The sequence below is a fragment of the Bradyrhizobium liaoningense genome (genome assembly GCF_018130785.1).
GTDB classification, from domain to species: domain Bacteria; phylum Pseudomonadota; class Alphaproteobacteria; order Rhizobiales; family Xanthobacteraceae; genus Bradyrhizobium; species Bradyrhizobium liaoningense_A.
Genome location: NZ_JAFCJT010000002.1, coordinates 874,173 through 892,047 on the forward strand (window position 1 = coordinate 874,173; position 17,875 = coordinate 892,047).

At 64.8% G+C, this 17,875-nt stretch carries 12 protein-coding genes; 7 read left to right on the forward strand and 5 right to left on the reverse strand.

Features of this window, described 5'->3' with window-relative positions; translation table 11 throughout:
* Positions 1-128: 128 nt before the first annotated feature.
* Complete coding sequence (locus tag JQ627_RS09835) at positions 129-3,929, reverse strand: DUF3971 domain-containing protein (RefSeq protein WP_212483970.1); 3,801 nt, start codon at positions 3,927-3,929, stop codon at positions 129-131.
* Positions 3,930-4,133: 204 nt separating this feature from the next.
* Between JQ627_RS09835 and JQ627_RS09840 the strand changes: the two genes are divergently transcribed.
* Together JQ627_RS09840 and JQ627_RS09845 are read left to right on the forward strand one after the other, a co-directional pair.
* Entirely contained in the window at positions 4,134-4,829 is a 696-nt protein-coding gene (locus JQ627_RS09840; protein WP_212483971.1) for a peroxiredoxin, read from the forward strand.
* A gap of 110 nt (positions 4,830-4,939) precedes the next feature.
* Positions 4,940-6,289: a M23 family metallopeptidase gene (locus JQ627_RS09845; RefSeq protein ID WP_212483972.1), complete on the forward strand. Its 1,350-nt coding sequence runs from the start codon at positions 4,940-4,942 to the stop codon at positions 6,287-6,289.
* A gap of 31 nt (positions 6,290-6,320) precedes the next feature.
* On the opposite strand, the gene JQ627_RS09850 is transcribed toward JQ627_RS09845, so the two are convergent.
* Positions 6,321-7,511 carry a DUF5666 domain-containing protein gene (locus tag JQ627_RS09850; protein WP_212483973.1) on the reverse strand — a complete coding sequence of 397 codons (1,191 nt, stop codon included), beginning with the start codon at positions 7,509-7,511 and terminating at the stop codon, positions 6,321-6,323.
* Positions 7,508-8,410, reverse strand: a complete 903-nt coding sequence (locus JQ627_RS09855) for a DUF6502 family protein (protein WP_212483974.1) — start codon at positions 8,408-8,410, stop codon at positions 7,508-7,510. The genes JQ627_RS09850 and JQ627_RS09855 overlap by 4 nt, the downstream gene beginning before the upstream one ends.
* Before the next feature lie 125 nt (positions 8,411-8,535).
* Between JQ627_RS09855 and JQ627_RS09860 the strand changes: the two genes are divergently transcribed.
* The 5 genes from JQ627_RS09860 to JQ627_RS09880 are packed head-to-tail and all read left to right on the forward strand — an operon-like array spanning position 8,536 to position 14,122.
* Entirely contained in the window at positions 8,536-8,697 is a 162-nt protein-coding gene (locus JQ627_RS09860) for a hypothetical protein (RefSeq protein WP_212483975.1), read from the forward strand.
* 7 nt (positions 8,698-8,704) lie between these two features.
* Positions 8,705-10,633, forward strand: coding sequence for a glycosyltransferase (locus tag JQ627_RS09865; protein ID WP_212483976.1), 1,929 nt, complete (start codon positions 8,705-8,707; stop codon positions 10,631-10,633).
* A gap of 3 nt (positions 10,634-10,636) precedes the next feature.
* The gene (locus JQ627_RS09870) at positions 10,637-11,377 is read left to right on the forward strand and encodes an ABC transporter ATP-binding protein (protein ID WP_212483977.1); all 741 of its coding nucleotides are present in this window, start codon (positions 10,637-10,639) and stop codon (positions 11,375-11,377) included.
* Complete coding sequence (locus JQ627_RS09875) at positions 11,374-12,774, forward strand: glycosyltransferase family 1 protein (protein ID WP_212483978.1); 1,401 nt, start codon at positions 11,374-11,376, stop codon at positions 12,772-12,774. Before JQ627_RS09870 ends, JQ627_RS09875 begins: the two co-directional genes overlap by 4 nt.
* A complete protein-coding gene (locus tag JQ627_RS09880) occupies positions 12,764-14,122 on the forward strand; it encodes an O-antigen ligase (protein ID WP_212483979.1) in 1,359 nt (452 codons plus the stop codon). The genes JQ627_RS09875 and JQ627_RS09880 overlap by 11 nt, the downstream gene beginning before the upstream one ends.
* 5 nt (positions 14,123-14,127) lie before the next feature.
* Here the strand turns inward: JQ627_RS09880 and JQ627_RS09885 are convergent, their stop codons facing one another.
* Together JQ627_RS09885 and JQ627_RS09890 are read right to left on the reverse strand one after the other, a co-directional pair.
* A complete protein-coding gene (locus tag JQ627_RS09885; protein WP_212483980.1) occupies positions 14,128-16,311 on the reverse strand; it encodes a hypothetical protein in 2,184 nt (727 codons plus the stop codon).
* Between the two features lie 238 nt (positions 16,312-16,549).
* On the reverse strand, positions 16,550-17,785 hold the full coding sequence (locus JQ627_RS09890) for an ABC transporter substrate-binding protein (RefSeq protein WP_212483981.1): 1,236 nt from the start codon (positions 17,783-17,785) through the stop codon (positions 16,550-16,552).
* Positions 17,786-17,875: the final 90 nt, after the last annotated feature.

Consider the following 17,875-nt stretch of genomic DNA (forward strand, 5'->3'; position numbering starts at 1 on the left):
GCGCGACGTCATTTTAATATCTACAAGAGGTCGTCATGCCCGGGCTTGTCCCGGGCATGACGTTCTTGGTGCGGTGTGGTGAGGCGTGGATGGCCGGGACAAGCCCGGCCAGACGACGGGGACAGCTTCTATCGCCGCGCGAGGTTGCAGCCGCTCGAGAGCTGACGTGTCGATCCGGTCGAGCCATCGTTCGACTGCGAGGGGAATTCATCGAACGGCGAGTTCTGCTTGCCGGTGTTGAACTCGAATATCTTGCGGAACAGGCCCGGCGCCATCGCCGAGATCGGATTGACGCGCATCACGGGCGCGGCCGGCGTCCCGACGACCTCGTAGGTCACGCCGATCAATCCTTCATTGTTGCCGCCGCCGAGGAAGATGCCGAACAGCGGGATCTGGCCGAAGATGTTGTTGACGCCATACATCGGCACGAAGGTCCCGCTCATGCACACCTGGTTGCCAGGATAGTCGATCGAGCCCTCGATGGTGGCGCCGATCATCGGGCCCTTCACGACGCCGTCGCGGATCGTCAGCGCGCCGTTCTGGCGCGTGAATTCGGCGCGAAGCGCACTGAAGGAGACGCCGTTGCCGGTCCCGTTGGGTGCCCCGGCGGCAACGCGCTCGAGCTGTGCCTCGCCCTTCACGGTGAAATCCCGGACGTTGATGAGGCCCTCGCGCGAGGTGTTCGGCTCGGACGCCGGCGGCTCCATCGCGACCACCATCTGGCCGCCGACCGCCTTGGTGTAGGTGTCGGTGAAGCGCAGCAGCGCGCCGGCATCGTTGGTCTGGAGGTAGATCACCTCGCGGTTGCCCTGGGCGCGGCCGCCGCGCAAATCGGCGGCCACGGGCGTGTCCTTGCCGATCCGTCCATTCAGCGTGAGGGCTTTGACCGCGCCGCTGCGCCGCGACATCTTGGCGTCGATGCTGCGCATCGCCTCGCCGTTGAAACCCATGACGGCCCCGAGCTTCACATCGATGTCGAAATCGACGTTCTTCATCTTGTTCTTGGCGTCGTCCTTGGAATTGCCTGAGATCGCCGACTTCAGGAAACCGCGACCGTCAAACACGTCGCCGCGCATCGTGCCGCGCACCACGCCCTCCTGGCTGCGCTCCACCTTCAGCGACGCCTTGTCGCCGTCGGACGGCGAATAGGTCGGGAAGTTCGCGTTCAAGAGATCGCCGTTCGGATCGAGCTCCACCGACCCCTTGATCGAGGCGCCCCCGCCTTCGATGACGATGTCCTCCAGGCGCGTCGATTGCGCCGTCGGCACCACCTTGAAGCTGGCCTTGCCCGACTTGCCCGACAGCTTCACCCAGCCGGGCAGGATGTTGTCGAGCTTGACCGAGGTCAGGTCGGCCTCGACACCGAGCTTCGTCGTCTGGTCGGGACCACCGGCGATCTTGCCCGACACCTTGATCGGCAGCGAGCCGCTGACGGCGGGGCTCAGATCGAATCCCAGGCGAGCGCGGCTCGCATCGTCCAGTGTCGCCTGCAATCTGACATCCGCATCGCCTTCAGTCGGCTTGCGATAGTCGAGCGAGGCCGCCTGCCCGTTGATCTTGACGTCGCCCTTGACCTGGTAGCCCTGGTTGTTCGCTGATATCTTGAGGTTGTTGGCCTCGAGCTTCTGGTTCATCACCAGCTTGTCGGCGGCAAAGCCGTTGAGATCGGCGGTGACGGCGTAGGTGGTGTCGGCCTTGGTCAGCTCGCCCTTGACCGGCAAGCCGAGCTGGATGTTGGCCGTGAACGTCCCCTTGCTGGTGTTGGGATCGACGACGGTCGACGACAGATCGCTCAGGCGATCATTGGCGAGCATTTCGGCGGCCGCAGGCACCGGGCCATCGACGCGGAACCTAGTCCGCGACGGCGACGGTTTAGGCGCCATATCCGGCACCTCGAAAACGAAGTCGGAGATCGTGACCTTGCGGCCCGCCGGCGTATCGGCAATGCCCTGCCCGATATTCACCGTCGCGGTGCGCCCGGTCACACGCGCCTTCAAGTCGGCGTCGTGCACCACCGGCATGCCATCCACGGGGCGGACCGCGACGCCACTCGCCACGATGTTAACGGACAGGCCGTCGTCGGGAATGGGCGGGCCCTTGCGGGGAAGGTTCCTCGTCGGCGAATTGACACCGATCTCGATGCGCTGGAGCGTGCCGCGCTCGATCCGCTCGATCACCCATTCGCGCAACTCGGGAACGACAAGCGTCGGCCACATCCGCTTGAGCGCGGAGGCCGACATCGGCGTTCCCGCAAAGCCCAGCGTCAGCCGCGGCTCTCCCGAATAGTCGATGGCACCGGTGCCGGCGACGCCGATCTCGCCATTGCTGATATCGGCCTGCGTCAGCAGCATGCGCTTGTGGTCGGTGTCGAAGCGGAAACCGATCGCAATGCGGTTGAAGACCAGCGGCGGCTCGTTGTCGATGCCGCCCAGCAGGATCGAGCCGCCGCTGAAGCCAAGCTGCCAGTCGTTGATGGTGCCGTTCGGCGGCTCGAGATGGGCCAGAAGCGTCAGGCGGTTCGCGCCCGAGAGAATCTTGAACGGAGCGACCAGCACCCGCCGGTTCGAATCCCACTCGACGCTGATCTCGGCCGAGTCGATCGCCATCGGATAATCTGGCGTGTCGGTGTCGATGATGTTGCCCGAACCGACCGCGATCTTGCCGCGGAAGAAGGTCGGCACGCCGTCGCGGCCGAGCTCGCCCTTGAGCTCGCCGGTCAGCGGCAGGTCGGCGGTGTAGGTGAAGTCCTTCACCCGGAGCGCCAGCAGGATGTTGGCGGTCGAAACCTTGTCGGCGCGGATGTCGACCGAGCGCACGCCGTTCTCGGCGGGGCCAATCGTGGCACGCAGTGACCACGGGCGCGCGCCCTCCTCGCCCAGGCTGAGCGCGACGCCGCCACGGCTCGGCCGGCGCAGGCTGAGCGTGATGTTCTCAAAGCTCCATTTGCTGCCGCGCTGCTGATCGTCGACGATCAGATTGCCGTTCTTCAGGCCGATCTCGTTGAGGTTCTGGCCGTCGAGGCCGGTCATGCTCAGACTGTCGAGCCAGTCGAGCCCCTGAAGAATGCCACTCGGGGCAGCGGCCTGGGGGGCGGCCGGTGATGCGTCCGGGCTTGCCGGTGCCGTGGCGAATGGCGGCGGCGGGACACCATTGCGCGGGAATGTCGGCGGCAGGCCCGCGTCCTTCTTGGATGCGACGCCGGTTGCGAGCGGCTTTGCGGTGTCGCCGGCCGACACCGTGACCGTGCCGTCGGGCGCGATCCGGATCGCGAGCTCGGCATCGACGAGGTTGAGGCTTTCCGCGCGCAAATGCCCCATCAGGAGACCTGCACCCGACAGTTTCACCTCGGCCTTCGGCGCGGTGGCGACGACAACGTGATCGTGGTCGCGGACGATGATGTCACGGATGCGCACGGCGATGCGGATCCGCCCGGCCCGCTCGATCTGGGTGCCGCCGACCTCCACGGTGTTGCCGTGGCCGATATTGTCCTCGATGGCGGCAGCGAGCCAAGGCGTCGCGATGTCGAGATTGATGGGACCTGCGCCAAGCCGCCACCACAGCGCGCCGAAACAGCCGACGAAAATGACGACCAGGGCCCCGGCCACGATGGCCAGCCGCTTCAGCCAGCGATCGGCGGCCAGCCAGCGCCGCAATGACGCAAATCCGTCACCGAAGCGATGGAAACCCGAATTGGAACGCGACAACAGCCGGCGCGCCCGATGGCCCGCCGCTGCTTCCTGATCCGGATCCCAGTCGGCGTCGTCCCATTCCTGCGGCTGCTGTTGACCGCCGCGCCGATCGAAATCCCGATTGTAATCCTGGGGCGACGTATTCCTTGCCATTGCCTCTCGATACAGGCGCCCATCGTAGGATTGAGCACCGCCGGGACCGCAGCCGTCCACGGGAAGCGAAGCTCCCTGTGCCGGCATTGCCGCCATACCTCGAATATTCCTGCTGTTCGTCATTTCGCCCCGGGAGCGCGTTCAACGAGCAGTGGGGTGATGCGTGGAATTCCTTGTAACCATACCCCGGCGTCGCCAGACTTGCCCAGATGAGGACGCGATTCCGGCACACCGGACGAGAGCTGCAATACCGCTTTGGTTGACCCGCCGAAAGCGTCGAAAGGAAGGCGTATGTCCAAGAAATCCCGAAAGAAATCGTCCAAAACGCCCTCCGGCATCGCAACGGCTGAAAAGAAGACCCCGACCAAGCGGGCAACGACTCAAACAAAGTCTGCGAAAACACAGCGGACCCCGGCGAGCAAATCAACCAGGACCGTAGCAAAAGCAGGATCACATAAGGCCGCGTCGAAACAGTTAAATTCCTCCAAACCGGCCGCCGCCCCCGCAAAGGCGAAGGCGAAGGCGGCCCTGACCGAGGGCCAGAAGGCGCCCGCCTTCCGCCTGCCCCGCGACGGCGGCCACGTGATCTCGCTGGCGGACTATGCCGGACAGAAGCTCGTCCTGTTCTTCTACCCCCGCGCCGACACACCCGGCTGCACCAGGGAAGCAATCGATTTCACGCGGCTGGCGGATGCTTTCACTGCTGCCGGCACGGCCGTGCTCGGCGTCTCCGCCGATCCGTTAAGGGCCCAGGAGAAGTTCCGCGACAAGCACAGTCTCGGCGTGCCCCTCATCTCGGATGAGAAACACGAGATGCTTGAGGCGTACGGCGCCTGGGGCGAAAAGTCCATGTATGGCAAGAGCTTCCTCGGAATTCTTCGCACCACGATACTGCTTGGCGCCGACGGCAAGGTGGCCAGGGTCTGGCGCAATGTTCGCGTCGACGGCCACGCCGACGAGGTGCTGGAAGCGGCAAGAAGCCTTTAACCAATCCTTTAAATTCGAGCGGTTCCGTTTCCGGAAAATTAACCATGACCGGCCCAGATTGCTGCGGCAATTAGGCCGTACGGACTCATCCGACCGGCGCGGGAGTGCCGATGTCGAAAAGTTCTGCCCAATATTCGCAGTACCCCCAACATCATGCGCACGGCCACGGACGGGCCTTCCATCGCCGTCCCGCCGCGGTGGCAGCCGCGCTCCCCCTTCCCGCGGCCGACGATGCCTACACCATCGTGCATCACGGCAAGCAGGTCCGCCTGGGACCCGTGGTGTTCTGGATCGTGGTCGGCACCGTCGTGCTGCTCGGACTCTGGTCGGCCGCGACCGCCACCTATTTCGCCTTCCGCGACGACGTCCTGACCCGGCTGATCGCGCGCCAGGCCGAGATGCAGTACGCCTACGAGGACCGCATTGCCGAGCTCCGCGCCAAGGTCGACCGCACCACCAGCCGGCAGCTGCTCGACCAGGAACAGTTCGACCAGAAGCTCGACCAGATCATGAAGCGCCAGACGGCGCTGGAGTCCCGGGCCACGGCGCTCGGGGCCATGCCCGACGTAACCGGATCAATCCCCCGCTCGGCCCCGCAGCGCAGTGATTCGACCCAGGGTACGCCGAAGCCGTCGCCGATCAGCGACACCGTGATCTTCGTGGCACCGCCCGATCGCGAAGCGCGGCTTGAGTCGCGCGCCCCGACCGTCGCGGCGCCGCCGACCAGCCAATTCGCCAAGAGCCAGGGTTTCGACAACGTCCTGGTCCGGCTCACGACCTCGCTTGACCAGGTCGAGCGTCGCCAGATGGCGGCGCTCAGCGCCGTCGAGGAAGGCATGGATTCACGCATGCGCCGGATGCGCGGCGTCGTCAGCGACCTCGGCCTCAATCTCGCCAGCCTCGAAGCCGCCGTGCCGCGCTCCGCGATGGGCGGTCCTTTCGTGCCCGTCAAGCTGACGGCCAATGCGGGAGCGTTCGAGAAGCAGCTCTCACGCATCAATACCACCCGCGCAGAGATGGACCGTCTCAATCGCACGCTGGCGCTGGTGCCCTACCGCAAGCCCGTCATCGGCGAGGTCGAATTCACCTCCGGCTTCGGCGTGCGCAGCGATCCGTTCCTCGGCCGGCCCGCGATGCATACCGGGCTCGACTTCCGTGCCGCCACCGGCGATCCCGCGCGAGTCACCGCCAACGGCAAGGTGGTCTCGGCCGGATGGTCCGGCGGCTACGGCCGGATGGTCGAAGTCGACCACGGCAACGGGCTCTCGACCCGCTACGGCCATCTCTCCGAGATCAACGTCAAGGTCGGTGAGATCGTGAAGCTCGGGCAGGTCATCGGCCTCGTCGGCTCGACCGGCCGCTCCACCGGCCCGCATCTGCACTATGAAACCCGCATCGACGGCGAAGCGGTCGACCCGCAGAAATTCTTGCGCGCCGGCGTGCGGCTCAGCGCGGGCTAAGTCCGCGTCCCGCGCTTTCGACGTACGCGCCTTAGCGCCGGCCGCCCCCCATCCCGCCTCCGGGACCTCCGAAACCGCCACCACCCATTCCACCGCCGGGCCCCATGGGCCCGCCGGGCGAACCAAGTCCGCCGGGACCCGACGGACCTATGGGTCCTGATGGCGCGGGGCCGGGGTTGCCACCGGGGCTCGATCCCGGCGCGGGCGCACCTGGTGCACCGGGCTGAATGCCGCCCGGATTCGGCGTGCCGCGATCTGGATGCAGGATCGAACCTCCGGGCGCGCGATTGGGATTGCCTCCGCCGGACGGAGGTGTTCCGGGCCCCTGACCGATTGGCTGAGCCGACTCCACCTGGAAGCCGCGCGAGCGATCGAACACGCCGTTGACAACCATCCGGGCTTCGCCGGCCGCTGGACCGAAGCGTGAGCCGTCATGAGCCACGAAGCCGGAGCCGAGCTGGAGGTTCGATCCCGCGCGCTGCACATAGGCCTCGATCGAGAGACGGCTTGCGCCGACGAGATCCGAGAAATCGTCGATGCGCGTGCGCGCGGCCTGCATCGCGCCCTGGCTCGAACTGCCCTCGACCTGGACACGCTGGCCGATCAGCAGCGGATCGACGCCGCGCAGCTTCAGCCCGCCAATATGCAAGCCGTCGGGCCCGCGCTCGACGAGACCGGTGACACGCTCGATCGCTTCGCGCCGCGGCTCGATCAGGCTTGCGACGATCACGCCGTCGGTCCGGCGCAGGCCGTAGACGGCCACCTGCGTGCCCGCACGAAGCTTGCTCTCCTTGTCGCTTGCGACGATCTTCTGGCCGAGCACCGTCAGCTCGTTGCCCTTCACGGCTTCGATCGGACCGGAGACCTCGCTCGCGATCGTGATGTTGCGCGTCACGAGCGTGCCGTCGGCCTGACGGGTCGCGACCACGCGCGCGAGCTGGCCGATGCGCAGCGCCCTCGGGCTCGCGGCCTCACCGTCGATCCGGACCGGCACGTCGCTCGCATAAGTGACGCGCTGCCCGTTGACGTAAATGCTGCCGAACCGCTGGATCAGGCCGACGATGCCGGTGCCGCCGATGCCGTGGTCGTCACCGCGTCTGATTCCGGTGCCGCCGATGCCCTGATCGGTGCCGCGCTTGACCTGCGCGTGGGCCATCGCGGTACCAGCGAGCCAAAATCCCGTCAGCAGCAGACGGCGAGAGATCAGCGGCGGACGGCTCATGAAGAACCACCCTCTTGACCGCCGTCTTTCCCGCTTTCCTTGGCATTTTCCTTGGCGTCGACCGCGTCATCGGCATCTTCGCTGTAGATGTAGATGCCAAAATTCCAGCGTGCGTCGCCGCCCTTGTCCTTGGCGAGCGCACGGTTGGCCTCGCGGTTGGCGGTCTTCAGCACGTCCATCGCGAGCTCGCGCGAGCGCGCCTCGAGGCGCCGCGCCAGCTTCGGCGAGATGTTGTTGTAGTGCACCGCGCGTTCGAGAAAGCGCGGCCCGGCGCCCGAGACGTTCCGTTCGGCGGCCGCGATGTGGTCGTGCAGATTGCGGCCGAGATAGTGCCACTTGCTGTCGTCCTCGCCTGATGGGACGAAGGCAGCCTCGACCAGCTCGATCTCGTCAGAACCGTTGATGGTGACGAGCTTGCGGTCGATCCATTCGTCTAGCACCGCGCGCGGGCGCACGTCCTTGGTGACGGAGGCGACGAGCTGCTCGAACGAGGGCGCATCGCCTTCCGCCGTGCGCGGCAGCGGCAGCGGTTCGCCCTTTGCATCGGTAAATTCAGGCGCGGCAAGCCAGCGCGCGATCACGGCGCTCGTCAAGGACACCGCCGCCGGCGTCTCGTTCACGGGCGCGCCGGCGCCGCGCAACCGCGCCACCTCCTTGCGATGGATCCCGGTGAGCAGGCTGACACGGCTGTCGGTCTGCTCTTTCCCCTCCAGTGCAAAATCGTGCTCGGCGACGTTGACGAACAGCTCGCGGAGCAATTGCGCCAATGCCGGAAAGGTCATGCCGCTGCGAATGCAGAGCCGCACGAGCGGGCGCAGCAGCCGCGCCAGCGGCGCGTGCAGCTTCGCGGCGGCGTTCGGCTGCGGAGCCGCTGCTTTGGACCCGGACTTGGCATTCATGTCTGAATTGTACCGGCGTCTCACGTGGGACACAATCCCACTTTTCCCATATTGCAATTGACGTGGTAAATTTTCCCACATATACGAGACGTCACTGAGGGCGCGACGTAAAGGGACTCACACCCATGGCTGACCGCTTGGTCCGCAATTCCAGCTCACCGCGTGCCGTACCGGCTCCTGACTGGGGGCACGGCGCAATCGAACCGATGCTGCCGGCGCTGCTGCGCGGCGTGATCTTCATCTCGGTGCTCGCCGCACCGTTCGTCGCAGCCCTTCTCGCAGGCTGACACCATCATGCATCACACCAGCGAAACTCCGCGTCGCCCGTCGGTACTGCACATCTTCAAGATCTATTATCCCGACCTGTTCGGCGGCACGCTCACGGTGATCCGCGACATCTGCGCGAGCCTGAAGGACAGTTTCGCCTCTGCCGTGCTGGTCTGCTCGCAATCGGCCGAGCAGCGCGAGATCGTCGTCGACGACGTACCGGTCGAGCGCGTCCGCTCGTTCGGCAATTTGCTGTCGCTGCCGGCCGCCCCCACCTATCCCTGGCGTCTCTGGCGCAGAAGCGCCGAGCACGATCTGCTCGCGCTCCACGCGCCTTTCCCGCTCGCCGACCTCGTCTTCGCCTTCGGCTTCGGACGCAGTCGGCGGCTGGTGGTGCACTGGCATGCCGACATCGTCAGCCATGCCGGCCTGCGCTGGCTCGTCGAGCCGTTGATGCGGCGGACCTTGCGACATGCCAAGGCAATCATCGTCTCCGACCAAGCCCTCGTCGAGAACACGCCGCTCCTGCGGGAATTCGAGGACAAGTGTCACGTCGTGCCGTTCGGCGTCGACACCTCGGGTTACGACTGGCCGAAGATAGAGCCGCACCACGTCAACGATCGCGGCCGGCTCGTGCTCGCCTGCGGCCGGCTCGTGCCCTACAAGGGGTTCGACGTGCTGATCCGCGCCGCCGTCAACCGCAAGTTCGAGGTCTGGATCATCGGCGAAGGCACCGAGCGGCCGCGGCTGGAGCAACTGATCCGCGAACTCGGCCTCGGTGACCGCGTCCGGCTGCTCGGTTCGGTGAACGACAGCGAGCGCATCAAGCTGATGTGCCTGTCCGACGTCTTCGTGATGCCATCGGTGACCAACGCCGAGACCTTCGGCCTGGTCCAGCTCGAGGCCATGGCCGCCGGCCGCCCCGTCGTGAACACGGCGCTCGATACGGCGGTGCCGCACGTTGCCCGCCACGGCATGGAAGCGATCACGGTGCCGCCCGGTGATCCCGAAAAACTCGGCGATGCCATCGACACCCTGATCCGCGATCCCGAGCGCCGCCGCCGCATGGGGCAGTCGGCCCGGACGCGTGCCCTCACCCGCTATTCCGCCACGGCCTTCAGGGAAGGCATGGAGACCGTCTATCGCGACGCCGTCACCGCGTCGTGCGAGGAACCCGCAACCGCCGCCGAGCCGCCGCAGGCGACCGGCTGGCTGGACAGCGTCCGGATCGCGGCGGCGTTGGCCTGGTCCGACATGCGCCACCGCTACGTGCGTTCGCTGCTCGGCCCGTTCTGGATGTCGCTTCAGATGGCGATCGTGGTCGCAGTCTTGGGCTCGGTGATCGGCCAGATGTCGAACGCCGACATGCTGGCGCGCCTGCCGATGCTGGCGCTGTCGATGACGGCATGGACCTTCCTCAACAGCGTCGTGCTCGACGCGACCACGGCGCTTCAGAATTCCGCAAGCCTGATCCGCGACCGGGCGCTGCCGCCGGTGATCTTCCTCCTGCAATGCACCTTCCGGCAGACGCTGTTCGCGCTGCATAACGCCTGCGTGCCGCTGGCGCTGTGGCTGATCCTGTCGCCCCACGACCTCTCTCACGCGCTGGCGGCGCTGCCCGGCCTCCTGCTGTTCATAGCCTGCACCTTCGCCTTGAGCCTCGTCCTCGGCGCGACGGCAACGCGCTATCGCGACCTCAAGCCGATCATCGAATCCACGCTGATGCTCGCCTTCCTCGCCTCGCCCGTGGTCTGGTCCGCCGAGATGATCAATCATCGATCGACGGTGATGCGTCTCAATCCGCTGACGCATCTGTTCGCGGTGTGGCGCGAGCCGCTTGCAGGCGGCCATATCGATCCCACCAGCATCGTCTACGTCCTCATCACGCTGGCGCTGCTGATTTTCGCGAGCGTGCTGACGCTGGTCCACCTGCGTAAAGCCGCCTTCTGGATTTGACGCATGGTCTCGATCAGCCTGCACAATGTCTGTCTCGATTATCCGCTCTACGGCGCCTACGACTTCTCGCTGAAGCGGCGGCTGCTCGGCCACCTCATCCGCGAGCCGGGCGAGATGCGGATCATCCGCGCCGTCGACAGTTTCACGATCGAGGCCGAAGCCGGCGCCCGTATCGGGCTTGCCGGACCCAACGGCTCCGGCAAGTCGACGCTGCTGCGCCTGATCGCCGGCGTCTATCCGCCGAGCAGTGGCCGCGTCACGGTCCGGGGCAAAGTCGTGCCCCTGCTCGGCCTGAATGCCGGGGTCAATCTGGACTTCGTGGCGGAGGACAATATCGCGCTGCTGCTGCGGATCAGCGGTCGCAAGCCGACACGCGGCGTGATCGACGACATCTGGGCCTTCACCGAGCTCGAGACGCGGATGCAGCGGCTGCCGCTGCGGATGTTCTCCTCGGGAATGCTGATGCGGGTGTTGTTCGCGACCGCCACCGCTTTCCCGGCCGACATCCTGCTGCTCGACGAATGGCTCAGCGTCGTCGACGAGCATTTTGCAGAGAAGGCCGAACGGCGGCTGCAAAACCTGGTCTCGCAGGCGGCGATCGTGATCATCGCCTCGCACGACCAGCCGCTGCTGCGCCGCACCTGCTCCCGCATCATCAATCTCGATCACGGCCGCATCGCCTCGACCATCGCGGTCGAGCCGCCGGTCACGCACTCCTTCGAGCTCCGCGAGAAACGCGCATGAAGCAGAATATCCTCGTCGTCTCCGAAGCGCTTGGCGAGCCCAACCACAAGCGCGGCATCTTCCATTTCACGCGCGAGTTGATGCGCTCGCTCGCGGCCGAGGGCCACGAGCTGACCTTGCTGGTCGAGACCACCAGGCGCTATCGCAAGCTGCGCCGGCGCGAGCGGCGCACCAAGCTGTTTCCGTCAGAGGCGCGCAACATCGAGCTGCTCGCCCTCTACCGCTTCCTCGACGAGATCAACATGGGCGAGCCGCTAACGCGCAATGGCTTGCGGCGCACGCTCGACTGGCTCCGACACAAGGCCACCATGTCGGTGTCGTGGGACTATATCCTCTGCTTGCTGCGCGCCGTCGGGCTGCGCGGGCTGAACACCCGGCTGATCGAGAACAGGACCGCCGCGCTCGAATACGTCCCGCCGGATCTGCGCCATCTCGAATTGTTCCGCGCCTTCCAGCTCGAGCCCGGCTTCTACAGCTATCAGGATTCCTCGGCCTTCTTCCTGCTGCCACCGCCGCAGGTCGATGCACGCGACTACGACGTCATCGTCGTGGACACCCCGACCCGGGTGGCGATCAGGCGCAAGCCGGATGCCAAGGTGATCTGCGTGGTGCACGACCTCTTGCCGCTCACCGACCTCAAGCTCAGCGACGTCGCAACGCGGCTGTTCCTGTCGCGGCTTCTCACCAGCCTGCTTCAAGCCAACGAGCTCGCCTTCGTTTCAAACTATAGCATGATGCGGTTCAGGGAACTGTTGCCGCAATTTGCGGACCTACCGGCGCGGGTCGTGTATCCCCGCACCCGGTTCGACGCCCCGGATGTCCTGCACCTCCCAGCCCCGTCGGGGCGTCCGGGGCGGCCGAGCTTCGTCGTCATCGTCTCGAACGAGCCGCGCAAGAACGTCGCCACAGTGATCCGCGCCTTCCGCGGCGTGCCCCAGGCCGATCTCGTCGTGATCGGCTATGCCGGCGAGACAAGCCGGATGCGCAACCTTCCGCCAAACGTCCGCTTCGCCGGTTATGTCGACGAACATGAGAAGGCGGCCCTGATCGCGGAAGCGAACGGGCTGATCATGCCGAGCTTCGCCGAAGGCTTTGGTGTGCCGATCATCGAGGCGTTGGCCGCGAACACGCCGGTGCTGTGCTCCGACATCGCGGTGTTCCGTGAGGTGGCGCGCGAGCTCGCCGACTACTTTGACCCGTTCTCGACCGACTCGATCGCAGCTTCTGTCACCCGCGTGCTGACGCGTCAGGAGGAGTACCGCGGCAGGATCCGGGCACGGCGACACGAACTCGCCGAGCGTTTTGGCTACGAGACCCAGGCGCGCGACTTCCTCGGGCATAAGATGCCCCGGGCAACCTGGCCGCCGCGCGATAAGCGTCTTGCGCATGACTGCTGAACCCGCGGTATGGTCCGGTCGGGCCAGCCCACAAGCCTTGCGCGCCCGATGGCAAGCCATGGGCAGATCGCCCGCGCTGATCGGGGCCGTCGATGTGCTCGCCGTCCTGATCGCGGCGTCGCTGCCTTGGTCGACCACAGCGCCTTCGATCTTCGTCGGGCTCTGGCTGCTCGTGGTGACGCCGACCATCGACTGGCGCGACTATGGGCGCAAGCTTGCGCGGCCGGCTTTTGCCCTGCCCTTCGCCTTCCTGCTGCTCGCGCTCCTCGGCACGCTCTGGTCGGACGCCGCGTGGGCGGACCGGCTGCATGCGATCAAGCCGGTCGCAAAGCTCGTGCTCATTCCAGCACTGCTCTATCACTTCGGCCTATCCGAGCGCGGTTTTTGGGTTTGCCTTGCCTTTCTCGCGTCCTGCGCACTGCTTGCAGTCTATTCCTGGATCGTGCTGCTCGATCCCGCCTGGAAAATCACCGCGACGGCGTCGGCCGGCGTTCCCGTCAAGAACTACATCGATCAGAGCCAGGAATTCACGCTCTGCGCCTTTGCGCTCGCCCTGCCGGCGTTGACCTTCCGGCGCGGCGGAAGCGTGGTTGCGACAGCGGTCTGTCTGGCATTGATCCTGCTGTTCGCCACCAACATGGTGTTCGTCGCCTCGGCCCGCACGGCACTGCTCTGCATTGCGGTGCTGCTCGCCCTGTTCGCCTGGAAGCATCTCAGCCGGCGCGCGGCGCTGGTCCTGCTCGCGGGCACGGTCGCCGCGAGCGCGCTGACCTGGACCACCTCGCCCTATCTGCGCCAGCGCATCACGGACATCGCCGTCGAATACCGCCACGGCCGCGAGGACATCAGCCGTGCCTCGACCGCCCAACGGCTGACCTATTGGCGCAAGGCGATCCATGGCTTTGCCGAGGCGCCCTGGACCGGTCATGGCACCGGATCGATCAAGCGCCAGTTCGAGCGCGCGGCCACCGGTGGAAGCAGCCTCGATGCGGAGATCGTCAGCAATCCGCACAACCAGACCCTCAATGTCGCCATGCAGTGGGGCCTCCTGGGCGTCGTCCTGCTCTACGCGATGTGGGTCGCCCATCTCCGCCTGTTCCTGGGCGAGGGTCTTGCGGCCTGGATCGGCATCGCCGCCGTCGTACAGAACATCGCGAGCTCGCTCCTGAACTCGCATTTGTTCGATTTCCACGAGGGCTGGATGTATGTGCTCGGCGTCGGCGTGGCCGGCGGCATGGCATTGAAAGCGAAGGCCGGACCGCATTTGCATTATGAGACCCGCAGCGAGGATGAAGCGGTCGATCCGCAGAAATTTCTGCGCGCCGGCATGCGGTTCAGCGCCGACTAGGCCTTTTACTCCGCCGCCACGCAAGCCGCCTGGGAGGGAGCCAGCGCAAAGACGCCGAAAACGGGCACCACCATTTCGAGTTCGCGGCGATAGCTTTCGTAGCTGAGCGCTCCCGGCCGAATGAAGCCGAGTTGAAGCGTGTGATCGCCCACACGCCTGAGAACGATCGGAGCGCTCGCCGGCGTAAACTGGGCGCCACCGGGACTGGACAGCGTCGTGATCAGACCGCGTGCGGGCTCGTTTCTCTTATCGGGACGTGACACCATGATCAGACGTATCGCTCCCTTTTCGAGGGTGACGAAGTTGAGGAACGGGCGTCCATCGGGGATGTAGACACGGCCCCTCTGCGTATGCCCGGCATCAACACGTTCGCGTTCCTCGAACATGAGACAGGACTCGGTTTCGTCCCAATGAATGCCGATAATGTAGGCACTGATGATCTCGGGGTTGGAGAACGCGGGCCTGAAGCAGACGTAGTCCCCCTCGAAGGCCTCCACTCCCGCGCGATCGCGGTAGCCAAGATCATCGGCGACGTCGAACCTAGACGTCACTGGCGGAGGTTCGAGTCCGCCGGCAATCGACGGCGCATCATGCGATGGAAACTCCTTGTGCGGACTGGTGGCTATCCGCTCGGCAGCGACGTTGCGTATGCGCTCGGACTCATTGAAGACCGCGAGGACCATGCCGCCGACGATGAAGCCGGTTAAGCCAGTGCTTAGCGCCACCAGTTGGATCGCATCCTGCGGATGTACATAGAATTGAGCCAGTACTTGCTGGCCGATCATATGCGCGACCAGCCACCCCGCACAGGTCATCGCGGCGCCGTTCGCGAGAGCCCCGAGGGCCGCCACGCGGTACCAGCTCATCCGCGAACATCCCATGTAGGAGCAAATGAGCCCGAGGGAAATCGTACAGATGAAAGGCGTGATGACACCGTATAGCCGCTCGATGAACTGCCTAAGAACGTCCTGATATCCTCCTCCCTGCATCAGGGCGGACACGAGTGGAATGCCGATCCGGAGCGCAATCGACAGCCCCACGACGACGAGACCGGCGACAACCAACTCGGCGATAGGCGGATATCCAGGCGTGTTGCCTTCCTTGCGTCCGATGAAGCGTTGCGCCACGACGATTGCGCCCAGGACTGCGAAGCCGATCGAAGCGCCGAACGTGACCGCAATCGTCAGCACCTTGCCGACGTCGATCGGAAGTGTTCCCGGCATGAACACCATCATGCCAATGCTCCAGGCCGTGACGAGGAAGATCGTTGTCGCCCATTGATCCAGCCCAAAGGTCGGCCCCGGACTGTAGGCGAAACCCATCCTTGCTAGCCGCTGCAATCGGCCGCTATGGGTCCTTTCGCAAAACAGGACATAGCGAGATACGAGGCCGCAAGTGAGGTTGGTGACCTCAGCAATGTTGCGGTTCAAAGCGTCCTTCAATTCCGGGGTTGGAAGCGACGACGTGAAAAAGGCAAGACCGGCGTGCATCATCTCTTCGTAACGGGCATCCGCACGAGCCGCCACCGCGTCGCCCATCTGCATGATCATGGCGTAGGCGGATCGGCCATATCCATTTCCGGTGAAGTCGAGGGCCGCAGCATTCTGCCGGGGTCCGACGAACAGGTTGTACAGGCCGATGGCTCTTGTGAAGCGGTCGGGAAGAGTACCGTCCCTGCTGAAACTCAGCGCTTGCGGACCGATATTCTCCGAAACGATTTTGGTCACCTTGCTTCGGAGGTCGTCGCGCGGGACGAAGCCCGTGGTTTGCGCGAGTTCAAATGCGAGTCGGTCGGCTTCACGCGGAATGGCGGCCAATCTGACACAAAATGCGCGCGCGGCCCGGTCGATCCGCGCCACCTGCCGGAATTGCGAAGCGACGACGATGATGAGCACGGCCACGATCGGAGCATATTGATCCAGTTGCGCCTGCGCCTTTGGATCCACCGCCTTCACCTGGCCGACGACGAAGTCGAACCCGATGCTGCCCTGGACGAGTCCGATCATTACGACCAGCCAGAGCGGTATCATCAAGGCGTAGTAGAATATCACCCCCCAGAAGAACAGCGCGAAGGTCGTACCGGACCGATTGGTGGGCGGAGAGTTGAAGCGCGCCCAGGCCACGACAAAGAGTGCCAAGATCGCAATAATCCATTGGCTCTTCGTAACGATCGCGTGGATGATGTCCATGTTACGCGCTCCCACATAGCAGGCGACGCTTGCATGATTGGCTCTGCCCTCGCCGAGGCAGGGCACAATTCAGACCAGGGACCTCGTGGAGGCGCAGCGCGCGTCGACACAGGTGCCCGAACAATAGCGAAGCCTACGCTGGCCGACCCGGCTTGCAATGTGAAGTAGAACACACCCGGGAGGACATTTCTTTGGCGGAGTTGGACACCGCGACCGCTGTCGGTCACATACAACCGAGCTACGGACTCCGCTCGTGCCCGACCTCGCCGGTGATGACGTCGCCGAACAGCTCCCAGGCCTGTCCGTTGAAGCGCATCAGCTGCATCTGCTCGATCGGAAAGTAGTCGTCGGCGGAGGTGTTGACCATGATGCCGGGCAGCATCAGGTCGGTGTGGAAATCCTTCAGATTCGTGGCCTGCTTCATCGCGTTCTCACGCGTGAGATTGTCGCCGCACTGCTTCAGCACCTGGGCCATCGCCTCGGCCTGCACATAGCCATAGAGGTTGTTGGCATTGGCCTTGTCGCCATCAGGGTAATATTTGTCCATGAAGGCGCGCCATTTGATCACGGCGGGATCCTTGTCCCAAGTCGGATCGGTGGGGTCCTTCAGATAGGCTGTCGAGATGATGTCCTTGGAATAGTCGAGCCCGGCTGGCTTCAGCACCGAGGCGATAGAAGTCGCCGTATTGGCGAGAAAGAATTTTGGTTTCCAGCCGAGCTCTCCGACCTTGCGGATCGCCTGCGCCGATCCCTTCGGGGCGGCCCATGAGAAGAAGATGTCGGCGCCCGAGTCATGCAGCGCCACGATCTGCGAGTCGATCGAGGGATCGCTGACCTCATAGGACTTGTCGGCGATGATCATGTTGGCCTTGTCGCCGAGCCCGTCCTTCAGGCCCTTGAACTGGTCCTTGCCGGCGTCGTCGTTCTGCCAGAACACGGCGATCTTGCTGTTGGGGAAATGATCGCGGATGTATTTTGCATAGATCCGCCCCTCGCTCTGGTAGTTCGGCTGGAAGCCCATGGTCCACGGGAAATTCTTGGGGTCGCCGAACTTGGTGCCGCCGGAGGCGACGAACAGCTGCGGCACTTTCTTCGCGTTCATGTATTTCATGATCGCGGAGTTCGAGGGCGTGCCGAGCGGCTGGAAGATCAGCAGCACCTCGTCGCTTTCGACCAGCTTGCGCGCCTGCTCGATCGCCTTCGGCGGCGAATAGGCGTCGTCATAGCTGATGAAGTTGATCTTGCGTCCGTTGATGCCGCCCTGGTCGTTGATCATCCTGAAGTAGGCGGCTTCGGTCTTGCCGATCACGCCATAGGACGACGCCGGCCCGCTATAGGGCATGATGTTGCCGATCTTGACTTCGGTGTCGGTGGCTCCGGGATCGTATTTCTTCTGCGCCGAGGCCGGTGCCGTGACGAGCACGCCGGCAGCAAGAATGGCGAGGGCAGCAAGGCTTTCGCGACGACCCGGCATCGTTCTCTCCCCTGTGTTTTGTAGTCTTGTTTTGTGGAGAGTGTCGCAAGGTCGCCCGCAGCTGGCAAGCGCCAGGATTTTCCGCGCGGT